The organism is Sulfitobacter sp. CB2047, assembly GCF_000735125.2.
GTDB classification, from domain to species: domain Bacteria; phylum Pseudomonadota; class Alphaproteobacteria; order Rhodobacterales; family Rhodobacteraceae; genus Sulfitobacter; species Sulfitobacter pontiacus.
Genome location: NZ_CP072613.1, coordinates 3,139,482 through 3,157,391 on the forward strand (window position 1 = coordinate 3,139,482; position 17,910 = coordinate 3,157,391).

The window sequence follows — 17,910 nt, forward strand, 5'->3', positions numbered from 1 at the left end:
TAGGCCGCAGCGCAGCGAATGCAAAGCGGCAACTGTTTATGGCCACTGGGCTAGTCTTGGCGCAGCAGGGTGATCCAGGTGTCGCCATACTTGCGCTTGTCCTCGCGCGTGAACCCTTGGGGCGGATCAAGCGGGGCGTTTTCCTCGCAGACGATCATGGCATCGGGTGTCAGCCAGCCGCCCGCGCGCGCCTTGACCAGGGCGGTCTGGCCCATCCCCTTGCCATAAGGCGGATCGAGAAAGACCAGATCGAACGGTGCCGCGATCCAACCCCCAAGGGCCGTCGCGTCGGAGCGCATCAGCGTGGCCGCGCCCTCGGCCCGCAGCTTCTTGATGTTCTCGGTGATCAGCTTTTGCCCGACGCGCCCGTTCTCGATGAACACCACCTCGCGCGCACCACGCGACAACGCCTCTAGCCCAAGGGCACCGGTGCCCGCGAACAGGTCAAGCACCCGCGCGCCGTTGATCACATTGTGATGGGTCAGCATCGAAAACAGGCTCTCGCGCACGCGGTCAGAGGTGGGGCGCAAATGCGCATCCGCATCGCCCTTGCCCACGTCGGCCAGTTGGGTGCCACGGTGTTTGCCAGCGATGATCCTCATGACTTCAGCAGCGCCTTCAGGTCTGTGTTCGGGTCTTCGATCAGCGCAGGCGCGGGGGATTTGCCCGCCTCGATCAACCGGCGCCCGATCATAAAGCCGCGCGGATCGTTCATCGCGTCCACCGCCAGCAGTTCGTCCCCGCGATAGTACCAGAAGGCCACGCTATCGGCGTCGCTGCGTCGGGTGATCACGCGATCATAGCCCATGTTCAGCCCCGCGATCTGCAGTTTCACGTCATACTGGTCCGACCAGAACCACGGCTTGGCGACATATTCCTTATCCGCACCCATGATGTTTTCCGCGACCAGCTCGGCCTGATCAATGGCGTTTGGCACAGATTCCAGCCGGATGCGCCCGCCGCGATAAGGGAAGGACGCGCAATCGCCTGCAGCCCAAACATGCGGTGCAGAGGTGCGCCCGTGGCTGTCGGTCATAATGCCGTTGTCATTCACGATCCCCGCCGCATCGGCCAGCGCCGTCGCCGCCCCGATGCCAACGCCGACGATCACGAAATCCACGTCCAGCGTCGTGCCGTCCGACAGTTCAGCGCCGGTGACATGCGTGTCGCCTGTCAAACGCTCAAGCCCGACGCCTTCGCGGATGGTGACGCCATGCGCCTCGTGCAGCGCGCGGAAAAAGTCAGAGGTCTGCGGGGCCGCGACCCGTTTCAGGATGCGATCGCCCATCTCTACCAGTGTCACCTGCAACCCCAGCTTGGCCGCGACCGAGGCGGCCTCTAGCCCGATATAGCCACCGCCGACGATCAGCACCCGCGCGCCTTTGGTAAAGCGTGGGCCCATCGTATCGACGTCCATCAGGTCGCGCACCACATGCACGCCCGCCAGATCGCCACCGATATGCGCGGGCAGACGGCGCGGGAACGATCCGGTGGTCAGCACCAGATCGTCATAGGCCATATCCCCGCCGTTCACCCGCAAGGTCTGCGCCGCCGGATCGATGCTGTCGACCGTGGTGCCCAGCATCAGGTCAATCCCGTGGTCGGCGTAAAAACTCTCGGGCCGCAGATAGAGCCGCTCAAGCGCCATGTCGCCCAGCAGATAGGCCTTGGACAAGGGCGGGCGCTGGTAGGGGGGCACGGTTTCGGCCCCGATCAACGTGATCTTACCCTCAAAGCCGGAGTTGCGCAGCTTGGCCACACAGGATGACCCCGCCTGCCCTGCCCCGATCACCACCACATGACCCATCCTTGCCCCTTTCGAAAAAACCGTGTTCCTGCCTGTGTGCAAAGCCTATATCTTCCGTGAAGACAAACGCAATGACACGAAAGGTCACGCATATGACGATTTCCCAAGGCGACACGCTGCCCGATGCAACGCTGGTGCAAATGGGGCCGGACGGCCCGCAGCCTGTGCAGATGGCTGACAAGCTAAAGGGCCGCAAGGTCGTCGTCTTTGCCGTGCCCGGTGCCTATACGCCCACCTGCGATTCCGCCCATGTGCCCAGCTTTGTGCGCACCAAGGACCAGTTCGACGCCAAAGGCGTGGACGAGATCATCTGCGTGTCCTGCAATGACCCCTTTGTTATGGCCGCTTGGGGTGAATCGACAGGCGCGACGGCGGCTGGCATCACCATGCTCGCCGATGCCAACAGCGCCTTTACCAAAGCCATCGGCATGGAATTCTCGGCCGAGCCCGCGGGGCTGATCTCGCGCTCCAAACGCTATGCGATGCTGGTGGATGACGGCAAGGTCACGCTATTCCAGGCCGAGGTACAGCCCGGCGTCTGCGACATGTCGGGCGGCGAGGCGCTGCTGGACAACATGTAATCCGGCACGACCCTGAAAATGAAAAACGCAGCCGCGGGGGCACCGGGGCTGCGTTTTTCATTGGATAATGCGACGGTCAATGGTGACTTAGCCCGCTTTGACCTCGCCCATCAATCCATCCATTTTGCGCGCCAGCTTGGCATCAAGCGAGCTTAGGCCGTCCACGTCATGGGTCGTCAGGGTGACGGTCACCTTGTTATAAACGTTCTCCCACTCTGGATGGTGGTTCCATTTCTCGGCCCAGATCGCCGCGCGGGTCATCCAGCCGAACGCATCCGCGAAATCATTGAACTTGAAGGTTTTGACGATCGCATCCCGGTCCTCCACCATAGCCCAGCCTGTGCTGAACAAGGGGGCCAATACGGTTTTGCGCGTCTCTTCGCTTAATCTTTCGCTCATTCCTGTTCCTCAACCTCGACCCTTTTGAATGGGCCGTAATCTGTCAAAATGTCTATCTCTTCGTCAACGGCTGCCCGTTCCTGTACAAGATAGTCTTCAACAGCGCGCATAAAACCCTCGTCCCGCATCCAATGCAGCGACCACGTCGCCTGTGGCAGGTAACCGCGCGCGAGCTTGTGTTCCCCCTGCGCACCTGCCTCGACGGTAGAAAGGCCCAGTTTGATCGCGATATCGATGGCCTGATAATAGCACAGTTCAAAGTGCAAGAACGGATGATGTTCGGTGCAGCCCCAATAGCGCCCATAAAGCGCATCGGCACCGATAAAGTTCAGCGCGCCCGCCACCCATGCACCATCCCGCTTGGCCAGCACCAGTGCCATGTCGTCGCGTAGCTGGTCCTGGGCGATGTCGAAGAATGCGCGTGTCAGATAGGGCGTGCCCCATTTGCGCGCGCCAGTGTCCTGATAGAATTGCCAGAAGGCATCCCAATGTTCGGGCTGCAAATCGTCACCGGTGAACACCTCTATCTCTCCGCCAAAGGCCTGTGCCTGCTGGCGTTCCTTGCGGATGTTCTTGCGCTTGCGCGAGCTGAGCGTGGCAAGAAACCCGTCGAAGTCCTCAAAGCCCGCATTATGCCAGTGGAACTGCTGGCTTTTGCGGGCCAGCAGGCCCAGTTGCTCTGCGGCGCTGGCCTCGTCCTGGGTACAAAAGGTAATGTGCAGGGACGACAGCCCGTTTGAATCGGTCAGCTGAACCGCCCCCTGAATGAGGGCCGCGGTGCCTGTCTTTTCAAACCCCGGACGGGTCAGGAAACGGCGACCCGTGGCAGGGGTATGGGGCACGGCGATCTGCAGCTTGGGGTAATAGCGCCCGCCCGCCCGTTCAAACGCATGGGCCCAGCTGTGGTCAAAGATGTATTCACCCTGACTGTGTGACTTGGCGTACATCGGCGCGACCGCGATGATTTGCCCGTCAATGGCAGCGCTGAGGTATTGCGGCTGCCACCCCGTACCGGGGCCGACGCTGCCGCTTTCCTCTAGCGCTGAAAGGAAACGAAAGGTGGTGAAAGGGTCCGCGGGGCGCGCACCCCCGGCGGCTTCGGGACAGGCACAGGCATCCCATTCCGCCTGACCGATTTGCGCGATGCGCGAGGCAATTCTGATTTCGACGTCGCGCGCGTTCATACTGGATGTCCCGTTGTCATAGGCCTTATCTGTGGCCGAAGCCGGACGGTTCAACCTTGCAGCGGCGCGTCATAGCCTTCGAAGGTGATATTATGCGCAAATTCGCGTGCGCCGTTTTCAACTGAAAGGCTGCGCACGGTCCAGCAGCAGATCATCGCGCCTGCCTCGCGCAGCTCTGCCACGCGGGGGCGGGGCAGATCGTCGACCTCGTGGCTGATGAAACACGCACCGGTGCGGTCGTAATCGGGGATCTCGCGCAGGCGGTCGCAGGTGGCTTTGGGCAGCGGCCATTCGACATAGCGATAGGCGCTGGTCACCAATCCACGCGGCACATCCGGCAGCAGCTCTGCCATCCGCGCGACGCTGTTGGGGTTGAACGACATGACCGCCACATCGCCCACATAGTCGCGCAGGGCTTCTGCCACCGCATCTTCCAGCGGTCCGATGTCCGTCCCCATTGCACCGTCCTGATCCTTGATCTCGACCAGCAGCGGCACGCGTCCTGCGATCAGTTCCAGTACCTGCGGCAGGGTGGGAATAGTGTCGTTGCCGCCGGTGAGCGTAATCTGGCACAGGTCATCCGCATCGCGTTGCCGGATGGCACCGGTCTGGCCTGTCAGGCGATCCAGCGCATAGTCGTGAAACACCAGCGCCACACCATCGCGTGACAGTTGCACATCAAGCTCGATGCCATAGCCCCGATCAATCGCGGCCTGAAAGGCGGCAAAGCTGTTTTCGGGCCGACCGGCATCGCGGTGATGAAAACCGCGATGCGCAATAGGGGTCGTATAAAACGCCTGTGGTAGGGTCATTCGATTTCGAAAATGCCTTCGATCTCGACCGCGACACCCAGCGGCAAGGAAGCGGCAGAAACGGCCGAGCGCGCGTGACGCCCCGCATCCCCCAAAGCTTCGACAAGGAAGTCAGAGGCCCCGTTAACCACTTTGGGCTGGTCGGTGAAATCGGCGGTGGAGTTCACAAAGGCCGTCAGCTTTACCACCCGCTTGAGCCGTTCGATATCGCCGTCACATGCGGCTTTGACTTGCGCCAGCAAGCTGATCGCGCAGGTCTTGGCGGCTTCGGCACCCGCGGCGACATCCATATCCGCGCCCAGTTTTCCAGTGATGAACCCGTCCGGCCCGTTCGAGATCTGGCCCGAAACATAGACCGTGTTGCCGGTTTTCACGAAGGGCACATAGTTCGCCGCAGGGGCAGGTGCGTCAGGCAGGGTGACGCCAAGATCGTTCAGACGGCTGGTGATGCTCATGGGGGACTTCCTTGGAATGAATGGCTTTGGCGGGACGATAGCGATGCGATGCCGAAACGAAAAGACCCAAGAGGGAGGAACTGCAACACCTGCCACCAACGCGAGATGCCCAAGGAAACTCATGTTGCGTATTTCGGGGACGCTGCGCATAACAAACCATGTTTTTCACGCGTTTTCGGGATTTATACCATGTTCAAGGCCACGACCCTCTCCACATCGCTGCGCGCCCTTGTGGGTGTCACTTTGGTTGCAGGTCTTGCCGCCTGTAGCGGTGCATCGCGCCCCCAGCCCGCAGGGGTCAATGACCCGCACGAGGTCGGTAACCGCAAGGTCCACGCCTTCAATCAGAAGATCGGCGGATCGGGCAAACCCAACCGCGTGCTGGGGGCGGTGCCGATCGAATTCCAGACGGTCGTGCATAACGTCTCCGAGAACCTGTCGATGCCGCAAGCTGCCGTCAACAGCGCCTTGCAGGCCGATGTCGCGGGCTTTGGCCTGTCTACCTACCGCTTCTTGGTAAACAGCACGCTTGGGATGGGCGGCCTGTTCGACGTCGCGAGCGAATTCAAAGTGCCCGAGCATGATACCGACTTTGGCGAAACGCTGTATGTCTGGGGTGTGGGCGAAGGCCCGTATATCGAACTTCCGCTGATCGGCCCATCGACCCGCCGCGACACCGCCGGCCGCGTGGTGGACCTGTTCACCAACCCGCTGTCCTATACGCTTGATAGCCCCGAAAGCTACGTCGGCACCGTCACCGGCTATGCCGATAGCGCATTCGAGAAAAACCGCCGCATCGTGAATGGCAAGCAAGTGCCGATGTCCGCATCGGGTGACAGCTATGCCCAGGCACGTCAGGACTATCTGCAAAAGCGCCGTGCCGATCTGTCGCGCCCCACCAGCATCGCCGCCACCACCGGCCCGCGCATGGTTGACTAAGCATCAAATAACACGCGCCTCCCTTCCGGTCTCTTTCGGATAGGGGCGCGCGATTCAGGTCAGGGCAGCTTGGCAACGGGCCTGCGGAGGATCATTATCAGGGCATGGATATCACCCTGATCAAAACCTTTATCGAAGTCGCCAACACCGGCTCTTTTGTCGCTGCTTCCGAACGGCTGTTTGTCACGCAATCCGCTGTTAGCCTGCGCGTGCAACGGCTTGAGGACAGCCTGGGCCACCCGCTGTTCAAACGATCGAAAGCGGGGGCGGTGCTGACCTCGGAAGGCGAACAATTCACCTCATACGCGCTAAGCCTTCTTAAGATATGGGAAGAAGCCCGGCAGCAGATCGCCATCCCCGAAGGATACAGCCGCAGCTTTTCTTTCGGCGCACAGCACGCGCTGTGGCACAAGCTTGGCTTTCGCTGGATCGACGCGATGCAAGCGATGATGCCCGAACTTAGTATTCACGCCGAAATGGGCATGTCCGACCGGCTGACGCGGTTTCTGGTCGAAGGGGTTATTCAGGCCGCCTTGCTTTACACTCCGCAGCTGCGCCCCGGTTTGCGTGTCGAACCCGTGCTGGAGGAAGAACTGATTCTCGTCGCGTCCTTTGAAACGGACGTCAAAGACCTTGGCAAAGAATATGTCGCGGTCGACTGGGGGCCGGAGTTTACACATATGCACGCCAGCGCCCTGCCCCATCTGACCAATTCGGGGCGATCATTAGCCCTTGGCGGGCTTGCGGCCGACTATATCGTCAACCGTCGCGCCGCTGCCTACCTGCCCGCACGGGCAGTGCAACGGTATCTCGACGTTGGAAAACTGCATGTTGTGGCAAATTCCCCACGCTTTGCGTACCCCGCATGGGTGGTCTGGCGCGAAGATCTGGACCCCGAGATGCTGTCGATCGCACGGCGTAGTTTGATGGACCTCGCTCAAGCGGCTGAAAATCAACAGAATATTCTGATCGAGAGCTTGGACAACGGGCAAAACACGCCTTAATTCCGCTTCAAGGGCAGTTAACACGAGTAATACTTGCTTCATGCACGATTTATTCGAATTTCACTTATCTGACCCCCTGTCTTAAATCCATTCTCAGCAGAGATGCTCTCGCCTCAGTCAACGAGGCGGGTCACTTCTAAGGGAAAGGATTCCCCAATGAATACAGTACTTAAAGCGTCCGCGGTTTCCGTAATCGCACTCTTGGCTGCTGCTCCCGTTTTCGCGCAGCAACGTGCGCTTGGCATTGAAACGCTGAACGACCAGATCGACGACATCACCGATGATGTGAACACCGACCTGGCCCGCGGCACCGACGCAGAACGTTATGGCGCCAATGGCGTTGCCCAAGGCTGGCGCGGGTCTTTCGCCCTGTCCGCATCGGGCACCAGCGGCAACACAGACAACGGCGAAGTATCGGGCGCTGGCCGCCTGACATACGGTGTCGGCGACTGGAACCACCTGGTTGGTTTTGCGGTAGAATACGGCGAAGCAAACGGCACCAAGAGCGAAGAGAAGTTCTTTGGTACCTATGAAGGCAGCCGCTACTTCACACCCGAGTTCTATGCGTTCGGCCTGGCCCGTTATCAATATGACGGTTACCTGACCGACACATCCGGTGCAGCCGTTGACGGTTCCGAAACAGACGCATTCTTGGGCTTTGGTCCGGGTTACCGCGCGATCAATAAAGAAGACAACACATGGCGCGTTCAAGCGGGCCCCGGTGTACGCTACTTTAAAGACGCAACCGGCACCTCCGAAACCGAAGTCGGCTTCATCGCCTCGTCGCGCTACTTCTACGCGTTCAACGACATCGTATCCTTCACCATGGACACCGACATTGTCGGCTCTGACGTGAACACCATCGTGTCGAACGACGCTGGCATCAACTACAAGATGTCCGACAACCTGTCGACACGCGTAAGCTACCGTACCGACTACAACACCGATCCGGTTGCGGGCCTGAAATCCACTGACAACACCCTGGGTGTGTCGCTGGTTCTGGGCTTCTAAGCCAGACCGTCAAACCCCGGGGGCGGGTCTCCTCGTACCGCCTTCGGGGATGCGACAAAAGGAAGGGAGGCCGGAATAATCCGGCCTCCCTTCTTTCGTTTTCAAAGCATTGTGCTGCGGCAGAGGCAGGGTGTTTACCCGCCAAAGATATCGCGCAGCACCCTGTCGATGACGCCCAGTGGGTTGTCCTGACGTGGCACCCGCTGCGGCTGTGCCGGTTGCTGAGGCTGCGGCGGGGCTTGCACCACTGGCGGTTCCGGCACGATCATCGGCAGCGGCGTATTCGGCAGCCCTTCGTGAACGCGCATCATGACCTGCTGCCAGATCTCGGTGGGCAACCCGCCCCCCGATACACCGGTCAACGGCGTGTTGTCGTCATAGCCCATCCAGACACCGGCCACGTAGTCGGCGGAGAAACCGATGAACCACGCGTCGCGGTTGGCCTGTGTCGTGCCCGTTTTACCGGCCAGTTCACGACCACCAAATTGCGCCCGCTGCCCCGTGCCTTCGGACACGACCTTTTCCATCATATAGACCAGTTGCAGCGCGGCATCTTCCTGAATGACCCGTTCGCCGATACCGCCGCCGGTGCCCATTACCGGATCAGTGTCGCCCTGCAACGTCAGATCAATCAGCCCATAGGGTTTAACGGATGACCCGCCGTTCAGGATGCCGGCATAGGCACCTGTCATTTCAAGCAACGTACTTTCGGACGCCCCGAGCGCCAGCGCCGGACCAACGGCCAGATCGCTTTTGATGCCGAACTGCTCTGCCACCTGGCTGACCACATCGCGCCCGACACTCTCCGAGACTTTGACCGCCGGAATATTCAGCGAATCCTTGAGCGCGGTGGTGAGCGTCACGTTACCCTTGAAGCTGTTGGTATAGTTCTTCGGGCACCATTGGCCCGACCCGGGCACGTTCAGACAATAGGGCGCGTCTTCGATCAGATCGTTCGGCGAATACCCCAGATCCAGCGCCGCTGCATAGATAAACGGTTTGAAGGCAGAGCCGGTCTGGCGCATCGCTTGTGTCGCGCGGTTAAAGGCCCCCGCGACCTTGGTCTTGCGCCCACCGACCATGCCACGCACGGCCCCGTCAGCAGACATGATCACCACAGCCGCCTGCGCTTTGGAGCCTTCGCGGACCTTGTTTTCGAACACCCAGCTCAGACCTTCCTCGGCGGCGCGCTGGATCTTTTGGTCAAGGGTGGTCTTGATCACCACATCCTCGGTCGTGTTGCGGGTAAAGAACTCCGGCCCCGACGACATCACCCAATCCGCGAAATAGCCGCCCGCCTCGGCCTCTGCGGCTTCTGACAGCTCTGCGGGGTTGGCAATGGCGTTATCCGCTTCGGCCTTTGACAGATAGCCCTGATCCTCCATCAGGCGGATCACGGTTGCCGCACGGCTTTGCGACCGATCAAGATTATTGGTCGGTGACAGGGTGGTCGGTGCGGTCAACAGACCCGCCAGCATCGCGCCCTCGGCAGGCTTCAACGCGGCGGCTGGTTTGCCAAAGAAACGCTGCGCCGCGGCTTCGGCCCCAAAGGCACCGCCGCCCATATAGGCGCGGTTGAGGTAGATCGACAGGATATCATCCTTGGAATACTTCGCTTCCATCGCCATGGAGAACAGGGCTTCCTTGCCCTTGCGCGACAGCGAGGACCGGCGACATTCGGCTTCGTATTCCTTTTCCGTCTGCCCCGACGACGCATCATAGGGTTCACCCAAACACAGCAGCTTGGCCACCTGCTGCGTGATCGTCGACCCCCCGTGACCGGACAAGGGTCCGCGGCCTTCGCTCAGGTTGATCTTGACCGCCGAAGCGATGCCGCGCGGGCTGACACCAAAGTGACGATAGAAGCGTTTGTCCTCTGTCGCGATCACCGCGTTCTTAAGCGCGGGGGATACGCTGTCTGCGGTGACGACGCCGCCGAACTGATCCCCGCGCCATGCAAAGACATCACCATAGCGATCCTTGAGCGTGACAGACCCTCGCGCACGCCCATCCAGCAGCGCCTCGAGCGGCGGCAGCGTGGTGTAGAAATAGCCGACGGCCAACGCAACCATCAGCACCGCCACGGCAGTCACCCGCCAGACGATCGTCCAGATCAAACGGAAGACCCACCGCACCAGCGCGGCCAGCCAGCCAATAGGCCCCTTGGGGCGCGCAGGCGCACGACGTGCCGGCTTGCGCTTGGCCGGAGCCTTTTTCGCGACCGGCTTGCGGGGCGGTTTGCCGCCTTTGCCCGCGGTGCGTTTATCGGCAACCAAGGGCCGCTTCCGTTTGGATGAATCACTCATATGCTGCTCGCTGAACCATTCTTTTTTTTCGCACTCTATCCTGCACAGCGCGGTTTGTTTAGCGCAGACGCCCCGCTGCGCCGTCTAATTAACGCCCAATAACTAGGCACATTCCCCACAGCGCCCAATAATCAGGCAAACGCGCCCACCCAGAGAGGCACTAAGCGCGATGCACTCTTCCTTCAAGGGGCACCGGCCGCTCTTTTATCCAAGGCATAACGCAGGAAGTACCTGCCATCTGGAAGAGGGATTATAGGTGAAACTCATTATCGCAACAATCAAGCCATTCAAGCTCGAGGAGGTGCGCGAAGCACTGACCGAAGCGGGCGTGCGTGGCCTGATGGTGACCGAGATCAAGGGCTTCGGTGCCCAATCCGGCCATACCGAAATCTACCGCGGCGCTGAATATGTCGTGAACTTCGTACCCAAGGTGAAGCTTGAACTGGTGGTCGCAGATGCGCTGGCCGACCAGATGGTCGAGACGATCACCCGCACCGCACATACCGGCAAGATCGGCGACGGCAAAATCTTTGTCCTCGACGTTGAACAAGCCGTGCGCGTGCGCACCGGCGAAACCGGCGAAGACGCCATCTGACCCCCACGTCCGAGGAATTGACGACATGACATCACGACTTCTTATTCCCCTTGCCGCCGCAGCGACGCTGCTGCCGTCCTTGGGTTTCGCGCAGGAGGCCGAGTATGCAACCGCGGCTGACACTGCTTTCATTTTCAACACGATCCTGTTCCTGATCGGCGGCTTTCTGGTGTTCTGGATGGCCGCGGGTTTTGCCATGCTCGAAGCCGGTCTGGTGCGGTCCAAGAACGTGACCACCCAGCTGACCAAGAACATCGCGCTTTTCGCACTGGCAGCCATTCTCTACTGGCTGGTCGGCTATAACATCATGTACCCCGGCGACGCGTGGATCATCCCCGGCGTGTTCGGCACTTTTGCAACCAAGGACATCAAGACGGCGATTGACGCAGGCGGCTATTCCAACGCGTCGGATTTCTTCTTCCAGCTGATGTTCTGCGCAACCACCGCATCCATCGTTTCGGGCACATTGGCCGAGCGTATCAAACTGTGGCCCTTCCTGATCTTCACCATCGTGCTGACCGGCTTTATCTATCCGATCGAAGCAAGCTGGCAGTGGGGCGCAGGCTGGTTGTCTGACGCGGGCTTCAGCGACTTTGCGGGCTCCACTCTGGTCCACGCCGCGGGCGGCTTTGCGGCTCTGGCAGGTGCGCTGGTGCTTGGCCCCCGTATCGGCAAATACAAAGACGGTCGTGTGATCCCGATGCAGGGTTCGAACCTGCCGCTCGCCACTTTGGGCACGTTCATCCTGTGGCTGGGTTGGTTCGGCTTCAACGGCGGCTCGCAATTGGCGATGGGGTCGATGATCGATGCCGATGCTGTTGCGCAGATCTTTGCCAATACCAACATGGCTGCTGCTGCCGGTGCCATCGCCGCGCTGGTCCTGACCCAGATGCTGTACAAAAAGCCCGACCTGACAATGGTGCTGAACGGCGCGCTGGCTGGTCTGGTCTCTATCACAGCTGGCCCGCTTGACCCGACGCTCTTCGGTGCGCTCTGGATCGGTGCTGTGGGCGGTGCGATCGTGGTCTTCGCGGTGCCCTTCCTCGACAAGCTCAAGATCGATGACGTGGTCGGTGCGATCCCGGTTCACCTGATCGCAGGCTTCTGGGGCACGCTGGTTGTTCCCGTCTACACCGACGGCACATCCTTTGTGACACAGATCATCGGCTTTGCCTCAATCGGTGCCTTTGTCTTCATCGTGTCGCTGATCGTGTGGATGATCCTGAAAGCCACCACCGGCATCCGCGTCAGCGAAGAAGCCGAGATCGCTGGTCTGGACGTATCCGAACTGGGCATGGAAGCCTACCCTGAGTTCTCCAAGAGCTAAGGTCTAAACTCCTGCAGGCAGGCAGAGGCCCGGGCGTTCGCGCCCGGGCTTTTTGCTGCGCGCGTGTTATGCTGGGCAGAGCTGAGAATGCGCCCAAACAAAAACCGCCGCGCCAGATGCCAGCGCGGCGGTTTGAGTATTTTTGAAAGGGTGAAGCGGCGGGTTAGATGCCGACCTCGATGATCGCCTTGGCGAGGATCGGCACGGTTTCGGCGTTCAGCCCCGCGATGTTCATGCGGCTGTCACCCACCATATAGATGCCGTGGTCTTCGCGCAGCTTCTCGACCATGTCAGACGAGGTTCCGAGGCGCGAGAACATGCCGCGGTGTTCGGCAAGGAAACCGAAGCGGTCAGAGCCGGAGAGACGCTGAAGTTCGCCCGCGAGCTGGCTGCGCAGACCCAGCATGGTGTTGCGGATGTCTTCGAGCTCGGCCATCCAGTCGCTGCGCAAGGCGTCGTCGTTCAGGATGGTGGTGACGATGCGCGCCCCGTGATCGGGCGGGAAGCTGAAGTTCTGGCGGTTGAGAAAGGCCAGCGTGCCCTGGTTCAGCTTTTGCGCCGAAGTGTCTGCCGACAGCGCCATCAGGATCCCGGTGCGTTCGCGGTAAATCCCGAAGTTCTTGGAGCAGCTTGCCGCGATCAGACATTCCGGCACCGCCGCCGCGACCTTGCGCGTGGCCGCCGCATCCGCGTCAAGCCCGTCGCCAAAGCCCTGGTAGGCGATATCGATCATCGGGGTGGCACCGGTGTCTTGCAACACTTTGATCACCGCGTCCCATTCGGCGGCGTTCAGGTTGGCCCCTGTCGGGTTGTGGCAGCAGCCGTGCAGCAGGACCACATCGCCTTTTTGCGCGGTCTTGAGGTCGGCGATCATGCCGTCAAAATCAACGCCACGGGTTTCATCGTCGAAATAGCGGTAGGGGACCATCTCCATCCCCAGATATTTCAGGATCGACAGATGGTTCGGCCATGTCGGGTTCGACACAAACACCCGCGCCTGAGGACGGGCCATCTGGATCAGCTCGAACGCCTGACGGATTGCGCCGGTCCCGCCCGGGGTCGCGGCGGCGGCGACCTGTGCGCGGGGGACCGCATCGCCAAGCACCATCTGCACCATCGCATCGCCAAAGGCAGGGTCGCCCGCCAGACCGGTATAGGCCTTGCTGGTCTGGGCTTCCCACAGTTGGTGTTCAGCCGCCTTGACCGCGCGCATGACGGGCGTCAGCCCCGTGGCATCCTTGTACACGCCCACGCCAAGGTCGATCTTGGTCTCGCGGGGGTCATCCTTGTACATCTGCATCAAGGCAAGGATTTTATCGGCGGGCTGCGCCTGTAGGGTTTCGAACATTATGCGTCTCCGGTCGCAACGGGCACGGTGGGGAACATCCCCCATTCTGCCCAAGATCCATCGTAAAGGGACCAATCGGTATGGCCCATCCGTTCCAGTGCCAGCGCGAGTATCGCCGCGGTGATGCCGGACCCGCAGGTCGTGATCACAGGGTGCGACAGGTCAATGCCCGCCGCTTCAAAAGCCGCTTTGGTCTCGGCTACGGATTTCAGTGTTTTGTCGTCGTTCAACAGCTCTGTGTAGGGCAGGTTGCGCGACCCGGGGATGTGGCCAGCGCGCAGGCCTTCGCGGGGTTCGGGCGCGTCGCCGCGAAAGCGGGCCGCTGCGCGGGCATCCACGATCTGCGGTGCCTTGAGCTTGGACGCCTGAGCGACCTGCGTCACATCACGCACCAGTTGGTTCTGGAACCGCACGGTCATGTGGCGGTCGCGGGGGATCGGGGGCATGTCTTCGGTGGGGCGACCTTCGGCGACCCATTTGGGCAGGCCCCCATCCAGCACGGCGACATTTTCCTGCCCCATCAGACGGAACAGCCACCACACACGCGCAGCCGACAGCAAGCCGGCCCCGTCATAGACCACCACCTGATGCCCGTCGCCCACACCCATAGCGCGCATCCGCGACATGAACTTTTCAGCAGGCGGGGCCATATGCGGCATATCCGACCGCCCATCCGAGATTTCGTCGATGTCGAAAAAGCGGGCACCGGGGATATGCGCCTGATTATATTCGGCTTTGGGGTCGCGTCCTGCATCGGGCAGATACCATGACGCGTCCAGCAGACGCAGGTCGGGATCCTTGAGGTGCTGCGCCAGCCAATCGGTTGAAACAAGCGTTTTCGGGTTGTCAGCCATGGGTCCACCCCCTTTTAGAACAGGTTTTTCAATGCCTACCCGCGACGGCCCCCGCAAGCAAGAGCCCGCGACTGTGCACATGCAGCACAGGCCGGAATTGGGCATATTGTGTTCCGTTCAGACCCCGAGAGCGGGACGGGGCGTCAGCCGTGGTCTTTCAGCAGACGCTGCTTTTGGCGGGACCAGTCGCGCTTGGCGGCGGTTTCCCGTTTATCGTGCAGCTTTTTACCCTTGGCGATGCCGATCTTGATCTTGGCCATGCCACGGTGATTGAAATACATCACCATCGGGACCAGCGTCATGCCTTTGCGTTGGGTTTCATTCCACAGGTTCGACAGTTCCTTCTTGGACACCAAGAGCTTGCGGCGGCGGCGTTCCTCGTGGGTGAAGGTCTTGGCCTGCGTGTAAGGCGCGACGTAGGAGTTCACCAACCACAGCTCGCCATCTTCCACGGCGGCGTAGCTTTCGGCGATATTGGCACCGCCGTTGCGCAGGGATTTGACCTCGGACCCTTCAAGAATGATGCCGCATTCGACATCATCGTCGATCGCGTAATCGAACCGCGCGCGGCGGTTTTCGGCGATGACCTTGTAGTTCGGGTCGGATTTGGAAGATGATTTAACCTGTGACATGCCAAGGATGTAGGGCGTTGCGGCCCTGCGCGCAAGATGCCGCAGCGGGCATAACCGCATGGACCGTCAGGCGGGGCGCGCCGGCCCTGCCCGCTTAGTCGCCCAGCTTGGCGTGCACCTCGGCAAGGTCGATCTCGCCCGTGGGCATCTTGTTTGCCGGATTGTCGAAATCGTATTTGAACAGCTCGAAATCCTTTTTGAAGATCTCACGCATCAGATGCATCGACAGATCGTCGAAGTAATCCTCTACCGGGTGGGCGCGCTTGGGGCCGTGGCCTTCGGATTCGTTAAACCGCGGAATGTCGGACAGGTTCACCGCATGGGGCGTGTCGATGGCATCCAGCACGCTTTGCATGCCGTCGTTGAACTTCTCTGTCCAGATGATCTTGTCATAGGTGCCGCCGTTCACGATGAACGTGCTGACATGCCCCGATTGCGCGGACCAGTGGATGTCCGGGTCCATCGGGCGACGCCAGCGGATGGTGTCGCGGGCAAACAGCAGGAAACGGCGGAAGCTGGCGATCTGGTCAAACTCTTGCTTGCCGTCATCGCCGCCGACCTCGATCCCGTATTTCTGCACGAGCAGCGGCACCAGATTGCCGCGATACCGCCGGCCATTGCGCTGGATGCCGCAGATCTTGTCGAAGAAAGAGCTGAGGATGCGGGTATATGGATTGCGCACGCAGGTGAAGGCGTAGGATTTGTGGTTTTCCACATTGCGCGTGATCAACGGCTGAGAGTCGTCATGCGCCCATTTGTGCATGCCCGATTTCGCGTCATGGATGTCGCCGTCAAAGAATTCTCCATGGTCCGAATAGAACATGATCTGCCCGATCGTCGAACAGGCGCATTTGGGCACCACGCGGTAGACCACGCTTTCGCTTTCTGTCATCCATGTCCCTGGGAAACCCATAATCGGCTCTGCCTCCTAAATTTTTTCGCACTTATGCTGCCATTTATGGCGACAGAATGGCCTGAAATATAGAAAAAGCAAATATTCGCGGTTTATTCAATCGCTGTTCGCCTTTATCTAACAAACTCGTCCAGAGCAGAGGGGATGCGTGTTTCGCGATGGCCAGAATTGCCTATATCCTTTTGTGTCACAAAGACCCCGTTGCAATCATCAAGCAGGCGGAGAGATTGACGGCGTCTGGCGATTACATGTCGATCCATTTTGACGCCTCGGCCAGCCCGACCGATTTCGCACAGATCACCCAAGCGCTTGGCAAGAACCCCAATGTGACCTTCGCAAGCAAACGCATCCGCTGCGGTTGGGGAGAATGGTCGCTGGTACAGGCGACGCTGAACGCCGTCGAAAGCGCGATTGATGCCTTTCCGCGTGCCACACACTTCTACATGCTGTCGGGCGATTGCATGGCAATCAAATCCGCCGAATACATCCACGACTACCTTGATGATAACGACGTCGATTTTATCGAAAGTTTTGATTACTTCGAAAGCGACTGGATCAAGACCGGCTGGAAGGAAGAGCGGCTGATCTACCGTCACTGGTTCAACGAGCGCACCCAGAAAAAGCGGTTCTACGGCATGTTCGAGCTGCAGAAACGCCTTGGCCTGACGCGCGACATTCCTGCGGACCTGCAAATCCAGATCGGCAGCCAGTGGTGGTGCCTGCGCCGCCAGACCATAGAGGCGGTGATGGCCTTCACCCGCAAGCGCAAAGACGTGATGCGGTTTTTCAAGACCACCTGGATTCCGGACGAGACGTTTTTTCAGACCATCGTGCGCCATATCGTGCCCGACAATGAAATTCGTGCGCGCACGCTGACGTTCCTGATGTTTACCGACTACGGCATGCCGGTGACCTTCTATAACGACCACTACGATCTGCTGCTGGCCCAAGACTATCTGTTCGCACGCAAGATCAGCAGCGAGGCGACGGACCTCAAGCGCCGGTTGGGGTTGCTCTATTCGGCCAAGGATGTCGAACTGCAGATCAGCAACGAAGGGCGCAACCTGTTCAAGTTCCTGACCGGTCGGGGCCGGATCGGGCGGCGGTTCTCTACCCGTTTCTGGGAGACGGAGAGCACGCTGGGGCGCGAGCGCGAGCTGCTGATTGTCGTGTGCAAAAAGTGGCATGTCGCCAAACGCGTGCTAGAGCAGATGCGTCAGGTCACCAACCTGCCCGCGATCGAATATCTTTTCAGCGAACAGGACACCCCCCTGCCCGATCTTGGCGGCATCCAGAACAGTTTGGGCAAGCGCACCCGCCACCGGCGGTCCCTGATGCGGATGCTGTTTGACTATTACGAGGCCGACCGGCTGATCGTCTGCATGGACCCCGGCGATATCGACCTGCTGAACGACTTTGCCTCTGACCGGTCGATGACACGGGTCCTCGAGATCGAATGCCAGTTCTCGGATGACTACCTGATCGGCCACGCCATGCGCGTAGGGCTGGCGGGCGAACGCACCTCGGCTGACACGCTGGAACGGCTGCTGCCCACCATCCGGAACGACCTGACCCTTGAATCCGACCGCATCCGCGACGCGCAGTTTGAAAACTACGCCCGGATGCGCGAAACAGCCTCGGCGCAGGACAATGCCGAGGCGCTGGCCGCTTTCCTGCGCATCTCTCCGGAACAGGCGCAGCCCATTGCCGACACACATTATCTTTTCACCGATTAAGGACATT

At 60.2% G+C, this 17,910-nt stretch carries 18 protein-coding genes; 7 read left to right on the plus strand and 11 right to left on the minus strand.

Annotated features, from left to right (window positions below; genetic code table 11):
• Positions 1-50: 50 nt before the first annotated feature.
• Together rsmD and IV89_RS15480 are read right to left on the minus strand one after the other, a co-directional pair.
• On the minus strand, positions 51-602 hold the full coding sequence (gene rsmD / locus IV89_RS15475) for a 16S rRNA (guanine(966)-N(2))-methyltransferase RsmD (RefSeq protein WP_037943028.1): 552 nt from the start codon (positions 600-602) through the stop codon (positions 51-53).
• Positions 599-1,807, minus strand: coding sequence for an FAD-dependent oxidoreductase (locus tag IV89_RS15480; RefSeq protein WP_037943027.1), 1,209 nt, complete (start codon positions 1,805-1,807; stop codon positions 599-601). The genes rsmD and IV89_RS15480 overlap by 4 nt, the downstream gene beginning before the upstream one ends.
• Before the next feature lie 92 nt (positions 1,808-1,899).
• Here IV89_RS15480 and IV89_RS15485 point away from each other — a divergent pair, with 92 nt between their 5' ends.
• A complete protein-coding gene (locus tag IV89_RS15485) occupies positions 1,900-2,388 on the plus strand; it encodes a peroxiredoxin (protein ID WP_005851093.1) in 489 nt (162 codons plus the stop codon).
• Positions 2,389-2,475: 87 nt separating this feature from the next.
• Here IV89_RS15485 and IV89_RS15490 read toward each other — a convergent pair whose 3' ends face one another.
• The 4 genes from IV89_RS15490 to IV89_RS15505 are packed head-to-tail and all read right to left on the minus strand — an operon-like array spanning position 2,476 to position 5,238.
• Positions 2,476-2,787 carry a 4a-hydroxytetrahydrobiopterin dehydratase gene (locus IV89_RS15490; protein ID WP_037943025.1) on the minus strand — a complete coding sequence of 104 codons (312 nt, stop codon included), beginning with the start codon at positions 2,785-2,787 and terminating at the stop codon, positions 2,476-2,478.
• A complete protein-coding gene (locus tag IV89_RS15495) occupies positions 2,784-3,971 on the minus strand; it encodes a GNAT family N-acetyltransferase (RefSeq protein WP_037943024.1) in 1,188 nt (395 codons plus the stop codon). Before IV89_RS15495 ends, IV89_RS15490 begins: the two co-directional genes overlap by 4 nt.
• 50 nt (positions 3,972-4,021) lie before the next feature.
• The gene (locus tag IV89_RS15500) at positions 4,022-4,783 is read right to left on the minus strand and encodes a glycerophosphodiester phosphodiesterase family protein (protein WP_037943022.1); all 762 of its coding nucleotides are present in this window, start codon (positions 4,781-4,783) and stop codon (positions 4,022-4,024) included.
• Positions 4,780-5,238: a RidA family protein gene (locus tag IV89_RS15505; RefSeq protein WP_009825875.1), complete on the minus strand. Its 459-nt coding sequence runs from the start codon at positions 5,236-5,238 to the stop codon at positions 4,780-4,782. The genes IV89_RS15500 and IV89_RS15505 overlap by 4 nt, the downstream gene beginning before the upstream one ends.
• Before the next feature lie 189 nt (positions 5,239-5,427).
• Here IV89_RS15505 and IV89_RS15510 point away from each other — a divergent pair, with 189 nt between their 5' ends.
• The 3 genes from IV89_RS15510 (at position 5,428) to IV89_RS15520 (ending at position 8,192) form a co-directional block, all read left to right on the plus strand.
• Positions 5,428-6,177, plus strand: coding sequence for a VacJ family lipoprotein (locus tag IV89_RS15510; RefSeq protein ID WP_037944886.1), 750 nt, complete (start codon positions 5,428-5,430; stop codon positions 6,175-6,177).
• A 104-nt stretch (positions 6,178-6,281) separates the two neighbouring features.
• Entirely contained in the window at positions 6,282-7,181 is a 900-nt protein-coding gene (locus IV89_RS15515) for a LysR family transcriptional regulator (RefSeq protein WP_005851083.1), read from the plus strand.
• A gap of 156 nt (positions 7,182-7,337) precedes the next feature.
• Positions 7,338-8,192 (plus strand): DUF481 domain-containing protein, encoded by an 855-nt coding sequence (locus tag IV89_RS15520; protein ID WP_005851082.1) that lies wholly within the window; start codon positions 7,338-7,340, stop codon positions 8,190-8,192.
• Positions 8,193-8,326: 134 nt separating this feature from the next.
• Here IV89_RS15520 and IV89_RS15525 read toward each other — a convergent pair whose 3' ends face one another.
• The gene (locus IV89_RS15525) at positions 8,327-10,498 is read right to left on the minus strand and encodes a PBP1A family penicillin-binding protein (RefSeq protein WP_180828601.1); all 2,172 of its coding nucleotides are present in this window, start codon (positions 10,496-10,498) and stop codon (positions 8,327-8,329) included.
• Between the two features lie 256 nt (positions 10,499-10,754).
• Here IV89_RS15525 and IV89_RS15530 point away from each other — a divergent pair, with 256 nt between their 5' ends.
• Positions 10,755-11,093, plus strand: a complete 339-nt coding sequence (locus IV89_RS15530; RefSeq protein ID WP_005851080.1) for a P-II family nitrogen regulator — start codon at positions 10,755-10,757, stop codon at positions 11,091-11,093.
• Positions 11,094-11,118: 25 nt separating this feature from the next.
• Positions 11,119-12,420 carry an ammonium transporter gene (locus IV89_RS15535; RefSeq protein WP_005851078.1) on the plus strand — a complete coding sequence of 434 codons (1,302 nt, stop codon included), beginning with the start codon at positions 11,119-11,121 and terminating at the stop codon, positions 12,418-12,420.
• Positions 12,421-12,583: 163 nt separating this feature from the next.
• On the opposite strand, the gene IV89_RS15540 is transcribed toward IV89_RS15535, so the two are convergent.
• The 4 genes from IV89_RS15540 to IV89_RS15555 all read right to left on the minus strand — a co-directional run bounded on the left by IV89_RS15540 (position 12,584) and on the right by IV89_RS15555 (position 16,167).
• Positions 12,584-13,768, minus strand: a complete 1,185-nt coding sequence (locus IV89_RS15540; RefSeq protein WP_037943020.1) for an amino acid aminotransferase — start codon at positions 13,766-13,768, stop codon at positions 12,584-12,586.
• The gene (gene sseA, locus IV89_RS15545; protein WP_009825869.1) at positions 13,768-14,622 is read right to left on the minus strand and encodes a 3-mercaptopyruvate sulfurtransferase; all 855 of its coding nucleotides are present in this window, start codon (positions 14,620-14,622) and stop codon (positions 13,768-13,770) included. The genes IV89_RS15540 and sseA overlap by 1 nt, the downstream gene beginning before the upstream one ends.
• A gap of 143 nt (positions 14,623-14,765) precedes the next feature.
• Positions 14,766-15,254, minus strand: coding sequence for an SsrA-binding protein SmpB (smpB, locus tag IV89_RS15550; RefSeq protein WP_009825868.1), 489 nt, complete (start codon positions 15,252-15,254; stop codon positions 14,766-14,768).
• 94 nt (positions 15,255-15,348) lie between these two features.
• Positions 15,349-16,167 (minus strand): sulfotransferase family protein, encoded by an 819-nt coding sequence (locus tag IV89_RS15555; RefSeq protein ID WP_037943017.1) that lies wholly within the window; start codon positions 16,165-16,167, stop codon positions 15,349-15,351.
• A gap of 158 nt (positions 16,168-16,325) precedes the next feature.
• On the opposite strand from IV89_RS15555, the gene IV89_RS15560 reads away from it, so the two are divergent.
• The gene (locus tag IV89_RS15560) at positions 16,326-17,903 is read left to right on the plus strand and encodes a DUF5928 domain-containing protein (RefSeq protein WP_037943015.1); all 1,578 of its coding nucleotides are present in this window, start codon (positions 16,326-16,328) and stop codon (positions 17,901-17,903) included.
• Positions 17,904-17,910: the final 7 nt, after the last annotated feature.